The organism is Streptomyces sp. NPDC060209, from assembly GCF_042728155.1.
GTDB lineage: Bacteria > Actinomycetota > Actinomycetes > Streptomycetales > Streptomycetaceae > Streptomyces.
The window spans coordinates 1-11,763 of record NZ_JBHWZS010000269.1 but is presented as its reverse complement, the minus strand read 5'-3'; the positions used below and the strand labels follow the sequence as shown (position 1 = coordinate 11,763).

Genomic DNA, 11,763 nt, shown 5'->3' with positions numbered 1-11,763 from the left:
GGCGCGATGCGCCGGGCCCTTCGGACGTCAGGTCGGGGGAAGCGGCATCGGGGGGACAAGCCGCTTCCCCCGGTGAGAACGGGGACCGTAGGTCCTCGCCGCGGTCGGGGGGAAGTCACGCGGTGGGGACCTCGTGGAGGTCCCGTTCCTCGGCCCGCGCATTCCTGTCGGTGTGGCGGGCCCTCTGCCCATACTCCCCCCTGCCGTAAGCCGCGCCCGCCGACAAAGGGCCCGAATCGAAGGGTCCTTCGACCCTAAAAGCCTCATCAGTGATCGGAAACGGCCAGCGGATACGGCCATACGTGCGGCTAGAATCACCCGACTGCACGGGTGATCGAAGAGGAGGGGCGGGGCTGTGGTGCAAGCGAGGAAGATCGCGCTCTACATGATTGTGGTCTTCGTGCTGTACACGATCATCACCTCTCCCGAGCGGAGCGCCGACCTCGTTCAAATAGGGTTCGAGGGTGTTTCGAGCGCCGCGCAGGGCGTCGGAGACTTCATGTCCGAGCTCGTGAAGTAGGAGAACCACCATGATCCGCCACCTGGTCCTGTTCAAGCTGAACGACGGCGTCGAGCGGGACGATCCGCGGGTCGTCGCGGGTGCGGAGGCCTTCCGGGAGCTCGGCGGGAAGATCCCCGAGCTGGAGTTCTGGGAGTGCGCCTGGAACATCACCGACCGGCCGATCGCCTACGACTTCGCCATCAACTCGGCGGTCGCCGACGAGGACGCGCTCAAGCGGTACGTCGAGCACCCCGAGCACCAGGCCGCGGCCGGCCAGTGGCGCGCGTTCGCCACTTGGGTGATCGCCGACTACCCCTTCTGACTCTTTCGGACATCCGGTCGCGCCGGCCCCTCCCCTACAGGAGAGGGGCTTTTCGGCATGTTTAAACCAAAAGGCCCTCAACACGACTCCATGCGGTGCTTGCACACAGTGGACATGTCTTGTGATGCTATGACCGCTTTTGACGGATGAGTTGACCGTAGTTGACCGCAAAGGGGTGGCGACACCGTGCCGGCCAGTACAGCGCCTCAAGTCCCGCCCCAGAACGTCCAGACGGACGACATCCAGACCGAGACCCCCGACCCCACCATGCCCGCCCGGACCAGGGGCGCGGACACCAGGGCGCTGACCCAGGTGCTGTTCGGGCGGCTCAAGGACCTCGAACCCGGCACCCCGGAGCACCACAGGGTGCGCACCGCGCTGATCGAGGCGAACCTGCCGCTCGTGCGGTACGCGGCGGCCCGTTTCCGCAGCCGCAACGAACCGATGGAGGACGTCGTCCAGGTCGGCACCATCGGCCTGATCAACGCCATCGACCGTTTCGACCCGGAACGCGGCGTCCAGTTCCCCACGTTCGCCATGCCCACCGTGGTCGGCGAGATCAAGCGCTACTTCCGGGACAACGTACGGACCGTTCACGTGCCGCGACGGCTGCACGAGCTCTGGGTCCAGGTCACCGGCGCCACCGAGGACCTGACGACCGCTCACGGCCGCTCACCGACCACCGCCGAGATCGCCGAGCGCCTGAAGATCTCCGAGGACGAGGTCCTCGCCTGCATCGAGGCCGGCCGCTCGTACCACGCGACCTCACTGGAAGCGGCCCAGGAGGGTGACGGGCTACCCGGACTCCTGGACCGGCTCGGCTACGAGGACCCGGCGCTCGCAGGGGTCGAACACCGCGATCTGGTGCGGCACCTGCTCGTACAGCTGCCCGAGCGTGAGCAGCGGATCCTGCTGCTGCGCTACTACAACAACCTGACGCAGTCACAGATCAGCGCCGAACTGGGTGTCTCCCAGATGCATGTGTCAAGGCTTCTGGCCAGAAGTTTCGCCCGACTGCGATCAGCAAACAGGATCGAAGCGTAACCAGAACGGGTAGACCCCAGGAGGGCTGGATCCGGGGGCGTAAAAGCCTCACACCCCCTGTTTCCTGCACAGTTTCGGCGCTGACTTGTCGACATGTCACTACAGCGTGTTGCCGACATGTGACATTCTGCTGGAACCGCGTTTGCCGCAGCCCTACCTCCGGTATTCAGGTGGAGGCTGCGTTCCTCCGATGGTCGTGGCCACCGCGACCGTCCGCGACCTCAAGGGGGTGGCATGTCCACAGAACAGGGCAGCTCGAAGGTGCTCACGCTCACGAAGAGCGTGCCGGCACCTGCCGTGCTCACCAGCTCGCCGGAAGCCATCGACACCCGCACCCTGTCCCGCTCCCTGTTCCTGCGGCTCGCCGCACTGGGGCCCCCCTCGGGCCCCGACGGAACTGACAGCCCTGAGCGGGCCTATGTGCGGGACACACTCATCGAGCTCAACCTCCCGCTGGTGCGGTACGCGGCGGCACGGTTCCGGAGCCGTAACGAACCCATGGAGGACATCGTCCAGGTCGGGACGATCGGCCTGATCAAGGCGATCGACCGCTTCGACTGCGAACGGGGCGTGGAATTCCCCACGTTCGCGATGCCGACCGTCGTGGGGGAGATCAAGCGCTTCTTCCGCGACACCTCGTGGTCGGTGCGGGTGCCGCGCCGGCTCCAGGAGCTGCGGCTCGCCCTCACCAAGACCAGCGACGAGCTCGCCCAGAAGCTCGACCGCTCGCCGACGGTGCCGGAGCTGGCCAAGGCGCTCGGGGTCTCCGAGGAGGACGTGGTCGACGGCCTGGCCGTGGGCAACGCCTACACGGCCTCCTCCCTGGACTCGCCGTCCCCCGAGGACGACGGCGGCGAGGGCTCGCTGGCGGACCGTCTGGGATACGAGGACGCGGCGCTGGAAGGCGTCGAGTACCGCGAGTCCCTGAAGCCGCTGCTGGCCAAGCTCGCCCCGCGCGAGCGGCAGATCATCATGCTGCGCTTCTTCGCCAACATGACGCAGTCGCAGATCGGTGAGGAGGTCGGCATCTCGCAGATGCACGTCTCCCGGCTGCTGACCCGGACGCTCACCCAGCTCAGGGAGGGGCTCATCGCCGACTGACCCGTGGCGGGTCCGTTCGGAACGGCTCATCGGCCGCCGGGGCACCACGATCGCCGCCCCGGCGGCCTCGCCGTGTCCGGGCTTCCCGTGCCGGGCGGGCCGCGGGTTTCCGCGCCGGGCGGGCAACGCAGACGCTCCCGCGCCGACGGGCGGTGCGGGAGCGGTGCGGAAGGACGGCGTACACGCTCATGTGGACGCCTGGCAGGCCCTCAGCGCCCCCGGGCAGGGGGCGGCGGGACCGGCCGGTGACGGGGGACGGTCAGCCGAGCGCGAGCCAGGCGACCGCGCCGAGGACCACGATGACCGCGACGACGGCCACGATCACCCCGGTCTTCGGTCCGGACGAGGTCGCGGCGGCGGGCTGCTGCCTGCGCTGCGGTTCGCCCTCGTCGACAAACGCGCGGAACATCTGCGTGCTGCCCGCCGGGTCGTGAGTGCCCTCGGGGCCCGGCTGCGGGGCGTGGGGGTTGTGTGCCATGGTCCAGGACCCTAGCGAACGCAGGCCTTCCGCCCAACCCCCGGGCCGACAGCGGACGATGCCCCTCCTTCGCCCACACGTGCTCTTCACCTGGCCGCCGGAGCGCTCCGCACCGCCTCCACGGGCGTCTTCCCGGGCCCCCACCTCGTGACGAGGAACACATCCGGCGCGGCCCACCCCCCGTGCGCTGCACGCTTGACCGAGCCCCTACGCAGGCTTTTGCGTTCCTTTACTTCTGCAAGGTCCATTTCGTTTGCCTGCGGCAACCAACTGCTTCTATCGTTGCCCTAAGCAACAAGATGACCTCGCGAGACGTCCTGGAGGGTCGGTGGCAGCACGGAGCCAGTACGAAGAACTGGCCCGGCAGCTCAGCGCCGTCGGAGCCGTCAAACGGGGGCTCGTCCGCATCCTGCCCGCCGAGTGCCCCGGTGGCTCCGCCGGCGTGCTGACGCTGCTGGCCAAGTACGGCGAGATGCGGATCACCCGGCTTGCCGAACTCCTGGCCGTGAACATGTCGGTGACCAGCCGCCATGTGACTCACGCGGTGGAGAGCGGCTGGGTCGAACGGTTCCCGGACCCGGCGGACAAGCGGTCCCGCATCCTGCGGCTGACCCCCGCGGGTGAGGAACTGCTCGACGAGCTGACCCGGCGGACCACCGAAATGTTCGCCCACAACCTCATCGACTGGTCCGACGAAGAAGTCGGACAGCTCAACACGTTGTTGTCCCGGCTGCGCGACAGCTTCTCCTGCCGCGGCTCCGGAGGGTGTACCCCCGGGAAGCACAGCGGCGACTGCCGCGCCGGGCACTCCGACGATTCGCACACCCGTACACCCGTGTAACAGAAGCAAAGACAAGGATTTAAATGGCTACGACCACACCATCCGGTGTGCGGGGCGGCCACGCCAAGCACGGGGCTGTCGAAGCCCCCGCAGGCACGCCGATGACACACCGGCAGATCATGGAAGCGCTGACCGGGCTGCTGCTCGGCATGTTCGTCGCGATTCTGTCGTCGACGGTCGTCTCCAACGCCCTGCCGGAGATCATTTCCGACCTCGGCGGCGGACAGAGCGCCTACACCTGGGTCGTGACGGCCTCGCTGCTGGCCATGACCGCCACCACCCCGCTGTGGGGCAAGCTCGCGGACCTGTTCAGCAAGAAGCTGCTGGTCCAGATCGCCCTGCTCATCTACGTGGGCGGCTCCATAGTCGCCGGTCTCTCGACCAGCAGCGGGATGCTCATCGCCTGCCGTGTGGTGCAGGGCATCGGCGTCGGCGGTCTCTCCGCCCTCGCCCAGATCGTGATGGCCGCGATGATCTCCCCGCGCGAGCGCGGGCGCTACAGCGGCTACCTCGGCGCGGTCTTCGCCGTCGCCACCGTGGGCGGCCCGCTCCTCGGCGGCGTCATCACCGACACCAGCTGGATGGGCTGGCGCTGGTGCTTCTACGTGGGTGTGCCGTTCGCGATCATCGCCCTGATCGTGCTCCAGAAGACCCTGAAGCTCCCCGTGGTCAAGCGCGAGGGAGTCAAGATCGACTGGTCCGGCGCGTTCTTCATCAGCGCCGCGGTCTCGCTGCTGCTGCTCTGGGTGACCTTCGCGGGCGACAAGTACGACTGGGTCTCCTGGCAGACCTGGACGATGCTCGGCGGCACCATCGTGCTCGTCGCGCTGTTCCTGCTGATCGAGTCCAAGGCTCGCGAGCCGATCATCCCCCTGCGCCTCTTCCGTAACCGCACCATCACGCTGGCCTCCGCGGCCTCGCTGTTCGTCGGTATCGGAATGTTCGCGGGCACCGTCTTCTTCAGCCAGTACTTCCAGCTGGCTCGGGACAAGTCGCCGACGATGTCCGGCGTCATGACGATCCCGATGATCGCCGGGCTGTTCCTCTCCTCGACCCTGTCGGGCCAGATCATCACCAAGACGGGCCGCTGGAAGGCCTGGCTGGTCAGCGGTGGCTTCCTGCTCACCGCGGGTCTCGGGCTGCTGGGCACCATCCGGTACGACACCGAGTACTGGCAGATCGCGATCTTCATGTTCGTCATGGGTCTCGGCATCGGCATGATGATGCAGAACCTGGTGCTCGCCACGCAGAACCAGGTGGCTCCGGCCGACCTGGGCGCGGCCAGCTCCGTCGTGACGTTCTTCCGTTCCCTCGGTGGTGCGATCGGCGTCTCCGCGCTGGGTGCCGTCCTGGGTAACCGCGTCACCCACTACGTCAAGGACGGCCTCGCCGACCTCGGCCCCGAGGGCGCCGCGCTGGGCCACGGCGGAACCGGTGGCGGGGGCATCCCCGACCTGGACGCGCTCCCCGGCCCGCTCCGTACGGTCATGGAGGTCGCCTACGGCCACGGTGTCGCCGACGTCTTCCTGTTCGCGGCGCCCGCCGCACTGGTCGCTTTCGTCCTGACGCTCTTCATCAAGGAGGTCGCCCTGAAGACGAAGGCGGGCAACGACGCTCCCGCCGAGGTGGCCGCCGCGACGGAGTCCGTGGAGGCGACCACCGCCACCGCGCTGATCGCCGAGGGAACGGCCGGGGTCACCTCGGTCGGCAGCCCCGAGGGGACGGCTGCCACGAAGGAGCTGACCATTCAGGGCACGCCCGTACGCGGTGTGGTGCGGGGCGCCGAGGGCGCACCCGTCGCCCGTGCCGCCGTCACGCTGATCTCGCTGGGCGGCCGGCAGCTGGGGCGTTCCGTCGCCCAGGCCGACGGCGGCTACGCACTGGACGCCCCGGGCTCCGGCAGTTACGTCCTGATCGCCTCCGCCGACGGCTTCCAGCCGCAGGCATCCACCGTGGTCGTCGGTGACGAACCGCTGGCCTTCGACATCCTGCTCGCCGGTACGAGCGGTCTCTCCGGGACCGTACGGACCTCCGAGGGCAGCACCCCGGTCCAGGGCGCCATGGTCGTCGTGACCGATGTGCGCGGCGATGTACTGGCCACGGGCGTCTCGGGCGACGCGGGTGAGTTCACCTTCGGTGAGCTGATCCCCGGCTCGGTGACCGTCGCCGTCACGGCTGCGGGCTTCCGTCCGCTGGCGCTGCCGGTGGAGGTCGGCGGCCAGGGTGTCACCCGGGTCGACGTGGCCCTGCGGTCCGGTGCGCTGGTGAAGGGTGTCGTCAGGGCCGGCTCCGGCCGGGCACCGCTGAACGACGCCCGGGTCACGCTGATCGACGCGGCCGGCAACGTGGTCGCCACGTCGACGACCGGGGAGGACGGCGTGTACGCCTTCACCGACCTGGACGCCGGTGAGTACTCCGTGATCGCGACCGGCTACCCGCCGGTGGCCGGCTCGCTGACCGTGAGCGGCGGCGGGGTCGACGGTCACGACATCGAACTCGCCCACCCGGGCAGTTAAGAACCGGAAGATTCACAAAGACCCCTGGCGGGACAGCACTTCGAGCGGAGAGGCTGTGGCCGCCGGCGGAAATGGGCCCCGTGGTGGGAACGGCAGGCAGGGGACGGCCTGCCGATCCCGCCCCGGGGCCCGACTCATTGAGTCGCTGCTTCACGAGTGATTTGAGCAAGGAGAGAACACGGGATGGGACTTCGCGCACAGGTACGCACGCGGGACGGCTGGGCGGTCCAGCACGCGGTCGTGACGGTGACCGACATGACGGGCACCCAGGTGCTCCGTGCCGCCGCCGACGAGAACGGGGCCGTCCGCACCGACGATCACCTCCAGGCCGGCGCGTACACGGTGATCGTCACGGCGGTGGGTTACGCCCCCGCCGCGTCCACCGCGCTCGTCACGGCCAGCGGCCGGGTCGAAGCCGGGACCGTGGTGCTGGCCAGGCAGGGCGGCGTGGAACTGCCGCCTCCGGGGACCTGGTCGCTGGACCCGGTCCACTCCTCGGTGGCCGCGGTCGCCCAGCACCTCGGGATCTCCAGCGTGCACGGCCGGTTCACCGAATTCGGCGGCCGTATCGAGATCGCCGAGGACGTCCAGCACTCCCGGGTGGAGGCATTCATCGCCTCCTCCAGCATCGACACGGGCAACACCATGCGGGACAAGCACCTGCGCTCGGCCGATTTCCTGGACGCCGACACGTTCCCGGAGCTCACCTACCGCTCCCGCGCGCTGACCCCGGCCGGACCCGACCGCTGGACGGTGCACGGCGTGCTCACCATGCACGGCATCGCACGGGACGTCGACCTCGACCTCAGCTACCTGGGCACCGGTCCCGACCCGTGGGGCGGGGTGCGGGCGGCCTTCCACGCCACGGCCGAGCTGCGCCGTGACGACTTCGCCATGAACTACAACCAGGTTCTGCAGGCGGGCATCTCCGCGATCGGCACGACCCTTCGCGTGGAGCTCGACATCCAGGCGGTCCAGGGCGATTCCGTCCCGGGATAACACCGTCCGAAGGCCCTAGGGTTGGCCGTATGGCACCCAACATCGCGACCAACACCGCCGTGGAACTCGGGGAACTGCTGGACTTCGTGCGTCCCAGGCACCGGGCGATCCTGCTGACCACCCGGTCCGACGGCCGGCCCCAGGGCTCCCCGCTCACCTGCGGCGTCGACGACGCCGGACGGATCGTCGTGTCGACGTACCCCGAACGGGCCAAGACCCGTAACGCCAAGCGGGACGAGCGGGTGAGCGTGATCGTCCTGTCGGACGAGTGGAACGGCCCGTGGGTCCAGATCGACGGCTCGGCCGAGGTGATCGACTCACCGGAATCGGTCGAGCCCCTCGTCGAGTACTTCCGCAACATCTCCGGTGAGCACCCGGACTGGGACGAGTACCGGGCGGCGATGCTCAAGCAGGGGAAGTCCATCATCCGGATCACCCCGGAGCGCTGGAGCCCGGTCGCCACCGGGGGCTTCCCCGCTCACCTGGCCGGCGGCAGCTGACCGTAGCGATGACGCCACCCCACCCGGATCCGCTCGCGCGGGCCCGATTGCTGACCTCCCCGTCCGTGGGCCCCGCCGTGGTCCGTGAGCTGGAGCGGATCACCGGGCGACCGGCCGAACCCGCTCACGCCACCGGGCCCGACGGCCCCTTCGTGTACGTGGGGGACACGCTGCCCGAGCCGCTGCGGACCTCACACCTGCTGTGGTTCCACAGCGTCAACGCGGGTACGGACGCGCTGCTCGCCGCCGGGCCCTGGCCCGAAGGGGCACTGCTGACGCGGACCGTGGGGCGGATGGGCGACCGGATCGCCCAGTACACGCTGGCCTGGGTGCTCGCCGAGTGCCAGTCCGTCCCGGAACACGCCGCTCAGCACTCCAGGTCGGAGTGGCGCCGTCTCCCCTCCGAACTCGCCGCCGGGCGGACCGCCGTCATCCACGGCACCGGGCACATCGGATCCGCGGTCGCCGGCCTGCTGCGGGCCTGCTCCGTGCGCACGGTGGGCGTGGGCCGCACCTTCCGTGCCGTACCGGCGGGCTTCGACCGGGTGGTCCTGGCCGGCTCCCAGGAAGAGGCCACGGCGCTGGCGGACGCCCGGTGGGTGGTGTCCACACTGCCCCTGACCGGTGCGACGGAGCGCTTCTTCGACGACGCCAGGTTCACCGCGATGCGGGGCGCCACCTTCGTCAACGTGGGCAGGGGCGCGACCGTGGACATGGCTGCGCTGGAGACCGCGCTGCACAGCGGGGCGGTGCGCCGGGCCGTACTCGATGTCCTGCCCGACGAGCCCGCAGGCCCCGGGGACCGCGCCTGGCGGCTTCCGCGCACGGTGATCACCTCGCACTCGGCCGGCATCACGGCCGATGAGGACGTCGTCGCCGACTTCGAGGCCTGCTGGGAGGCTGTCGCCGACGGGCGTACGCCCGCACTGACGGTGGACACCCGGCGCGGCTACTGAGCGCCCGGCGCAACCGGTTACGGCCGGCGCGCCGCGCGGTCGCACATCGCTTCGATGCCCGCGATCAGGAGGTCCAGCGCGAACACGAAGTCCCGCTCGCGCATCTCCTCCACCGTGTCCCCGCCGCGCGCGTCCATCAGGCTCTCGGACGGCTGCATGAGCCGCTTGAGCTCGGGGTCCGCGCGGATCGTGCCCATCGCCCGCTGGAAGTACTCGTCCTGGCTGAGCCCGGCCTCAACCGTGCGCTGCACGAAGTGCCCCTCGGTGCTGCCGAATCCGTAGACGAACTGGAAGACGGCCGACATCGCGCCCGTCCGGTTCTCCAGGGGCAGCCCGGTGGCCCGGATGACGTCCTGGACGGCGTACGAGAACAGCATCGAGTGCGGTCCGATGTTCAGGTAGCTGCCGATCAGGGTCGAGACCCAGGGGTGGCGGACGAGCATCCGCCGGTAGCTGGTGGCCAGTTCGCGCAGCCGGTCGCGCCAGGCGGTGTCCTCCGGCGTGGCCGGGATCTCGCCGAAGACCGTGTCCAGGGCGAGTTCCAGCAGGTCGTCCTTGGTGTCGACGTACCAGTAGAGGGACATCGCCGTGACATCGAGATCGGCCGCGAGGCGTCGCATGGAGAACTTCGCGAGGCCGTCCGCGTCCAGCAGCCGCACGCTCGCCGCCGTGATCCTGTCCCGGTCGAGACCGGCCGGCTGATCCGCCTTACGGGTGCGCGAGGGTGTACGCCGGTCCAGCCACACACTGACCCGGGAAGGGTTCTTCACACGGTCTGCCGCGGACCCCATGGCGCACACTCCTCGTCTTGCGGTGGCACTCCTGCGTACCGGCACCCGTGTCCGATGCTATGCCCGTCACCTGGGGCTCTCAGTCCGCTTCCGTGCGCTCCGCCCGCCTCAGCAGGACCGCGGCCAGCAGCCCGCCGGCCAGCACCGCCAGTGCGCCGACCAGTTGACTGGTCTCCAGGCCCGAGGCGAAGGCGTCCCTGATGCGCTCGCGGTCCGCAGCTCCGTCCGCTGCCGCCAGAGCGGCGGGAAGCGAGGCCGCCCCGACCACGGCCGGTACGAGCGCGGTGAACCTCGAGTTGAGTACGGCGCCGAGCACCGCGACCCCGAGCCCGTTGCCGAACTCGGCGAGCGTGCCGTTCACCCCGGCACCCACTCCCGCCTTCTCCGGCGGGATGGCGCTCATGATCGCGTTGGCCATCGCGGGCATGGCGAGCGCGATGCCCGCGCCCATGACGACCAGCCCGAGCAGCATGCCGCTGTATCCGTGGCCGCCCAGGAGCGCGATCGCACCCAGCCCCGCGGACAGCAGGCACATCCCGGTGGCGATGGTCGCGGGCGTCCCCATCTTCGGGACCAGCCGGGCACCGAGGCCGGTGAGGTTGAGCACGACGACGGTGAGGGCGAGCGGAGCGGTGCGCAGCCCCGCCTCCAGCGGTTCGTAGCCGAGCACGAACTGCAGGTGCTGGGTGAGCAGGAAGAGCGAGCCCGTCATCCCGAAGGCGACGAGGACGGCGCCCGCGACCGCGCCGGTGAACCTCTGGTTGCGGAAGAAGTGCATGTCCAGCATGGGGTTCGGGACATGGAGCTCCCACAGGACGAAACCGGTGAGGACCGCGACCCCGGCGAAGGCGGTCAGCAGGACCTGGCCGGAGCCCCAGCCGTGCTCCGGGCCGGAGATGATCGCGTAGACGACGGCGGTCATACCGAGGGTGGAGAGCAGCGCGCCGACCAGGTCGGGGCGCTCACCGCTGGGGTTCTTCGACTCCGGGACGAGCCGGACGACCGCGATCAGCCCGATGACCGCCACCGGGATGTTGATCAGGAAGATCGCGCCCCACCAGAAGTGGTTGAGCATCGCCCCGCCGAGCAGCGGACCGGCGGCGAATCCCAGGGAGTTGACTGTGGACCAGATGCCGATCGCCTTCACGCGCTCGCTGTCGTCGAAGATCTGGACCACGACCGCGAGGGTGGTCGTGATCAGCAGCGCGCCTCCGACGCCCATGCCGGCGCGGGCGGCGATCAGCTGCCCGGAGGACTGCGAGAGCCCCGCCACCAGAGAGCCGACACCGAACATCGCCAGGCCCGCGACCAGCATCTTCTTGCGGCCGTAGCGGTCGGAGGCGCTGCCCGCGGTGAGCAGCAGTCCGGACTGGACGAGCGAGTAGGCGTTGATCATCCACTGCACATCGGCGGTGGAGGCGTGCAGTTCCGTGGTGAGCGAGGGGATCGCCACGTTCAGGACGGTGTTGTCGAGCAGCACCGTGAGCTGGGCGAGACAGATGACCCCGAGGATCAGCCAGCGCCGCGCATGGGCGCCCCCGGGGGCGAGATCTTTCTGCTCGGCGGCGGTCGCCGTCATGCGGGCTCCTGGTTCCGGTGCACTTGTACGGTGTATGGGAGATGGTTCCCGTACACCGTATGGCATTTCCTGTACGCCGTACAACACATATGCGTTCGGCACCGGGACGACGACGGGGCGGTGGCCCCGGAGCC

General features: G+C 69.5%; 12 protein-coding genes. 9 read left to right on the top strand and 3 right to left on the bottom strand.

The window, feature by feature from the left end:
* Positions 1–355: 355 nt before the first annotated feature.
* From ACFWFI_RS34025 to ACFWFI_RS34010, 4 genes are all read left to right on the top strand, one after another.
* Complete coding sequence (locus tag ACFWFI_RS34025) at positions 356–520, top strand: hypothetical protein (RefSeq protein ID WP_014155101.1); 165 nt, start codon at positions 356–358, stop codon at positions 518–520.
* 10 nt (positions 521–530) lie between these two features.
* Positions 531–824, top strand: coding sequence for a Dabb family protein (locus ACFWFI_RS34020; RefSeq protein WP_203181524.1), 294 nt, complete (start codon positions 531–533; stop codon positions 822–824).
* A gap of 186 nt (positions 825–1,010) precedes the next feature.
* Positions 1,011–1,868 carry an RNA polymerase sigma factor SigF gene (locus ACFWFI_RS34015; RefSeq protein WP_387397949.1) on the top strand — a complete coding sequence of 286 codons (858 nt, stop codon included), beginning with the start codon at positions 1,011–1,013 and terminating at the stop codon, positions 1,866–1,868.
* Positions 1,869–2,102: 234 nt separating this feature from the next.
* Entirely contained in the window at positions 2,103–2,969 is an 867-nt protein-coding gene (locus ACFWFI_RS34010; protein ID WP_387397947.1) for an RNA polymerase sigma factor SigF, read from the top strand.
* A 259-nt stretch (positions 2,970–3,228) separates the two neighbouring features.
* Here the strand turns inward: ACFWFI_RS34010 and ACFWFI_RS34005 are convergent, their stop codons facing one another.
* Positions 3,229–3,447 carry a hypothetical protein gene (locus tag ACFWFI_RS34005; RefSeq protein WP_387397944.1) on the bottom strand — a complete coding sequence of 73 codons (219 nt, stop codon included), beginning with the start codon at positions 3,445–3,447 and terminating at the stop codon, positions 3,229–3,231.
* Between the two features lie 328 nt (positions 3,448–3,775).
* Between ACFWFI_RS34005 and ACFWFI_RS34000 the strand changes: the two genes are divergently transcribed.
* From ACFWFI_RS34000 to ACFWFI_RS33980, 5 genes are all read left to right on the top strand, one after another.
* Positions 3,776–4,288, top strand: a complete 513-nt coding sequence (locus ACFWFI_RS34000) for a MarR family winged helix-turn-helix transcriptional regulator (RefSeq protein WP_387397941.1) — start codon at positions 3,776–3,778, stop codon at positions 4,286–4,288.
* 23 nt (positions 4,289–4,311) lie between these two features.
* Positions 4,312–6,804, top strand: a complete 2,493-nt coding sequence (locus ACFWFI_RS33995; RefSeq protein ID WP_387397938.1) for an MFS transporter — start codon at positions 4,312–4,314, stop codon at positions 6,802–6,804.
* Between the two features lie 183 nt (positions 6,805–6,987).
* Positions 6,988–7,803 (top strand): YceI family protein, encoded by an 816-nt coding sequence (locus ACFWFI_RS33990; protein ID WP_387397935.1) that lies wholly within the window; start codon positions 6,988–6,990, stop codon positions 7,801–7,803.
* 29 nt (positions 7,804–7,832) lie between these two features.
* Positions 7,833–8,303, top strand: coding sequence for a PPOX class F420-dependent oxidoreductase (locus ACFWFI_RS33985; protein WP_387397932.1), 471 nt, complete (start codon positions 7,833–7,835; stop codon positions 8,301–8,303).
* A gap of 8 nt (positions 8,304–8,311) precedes the next feature.
* Entirely contained in the window at positions 8,312–9,259 is a 948-nt protein-coding gene (locus ACFWFI_RS33980; RefSeq protein ID WP_387397929.1) for an NAD(P)-dependent oxidoreductase, read from the top strand.
* 17 nt (positions 9,260–9,276) lie between these two features.
* Here the strand turns inward: ACFWFI_RS33980 and ACFWFI_RS33975 are convergent, their stop codons facing one another.
* Both ACFWFI_RS33975 and ACFWFI_RS33970 read right to left on the bottom strand, forming a co-directional pair.
* The gene (locus tag ACFWFI_RS33975; protein WP_387397926.1) at positions 9,277–10,050 is read right to left on the bottom strand and encodes a TetR/AcrR family transcriptional regulator; all 774 of its coding nucleotides are present in this window, start codon (positions 10,048–10,050) and stop codon (positions 9,277–9,279) included.
* Positions 10,051–10,129: 79 nt separating this feature from the next.
* On the bottom strand, positions 10,130–11,629 hold the full coding sequence (locus ACFWFI_RS33970; protein ID WP_387397923.1) for an MFS transporter: 1,500 nt from the start codon (positions 11,627–11,629) through the stop codon (positions 10,130–10,132).
* Between the last annotated feature and the right edge of the window lie 134 nt (positions 11,630–11,763).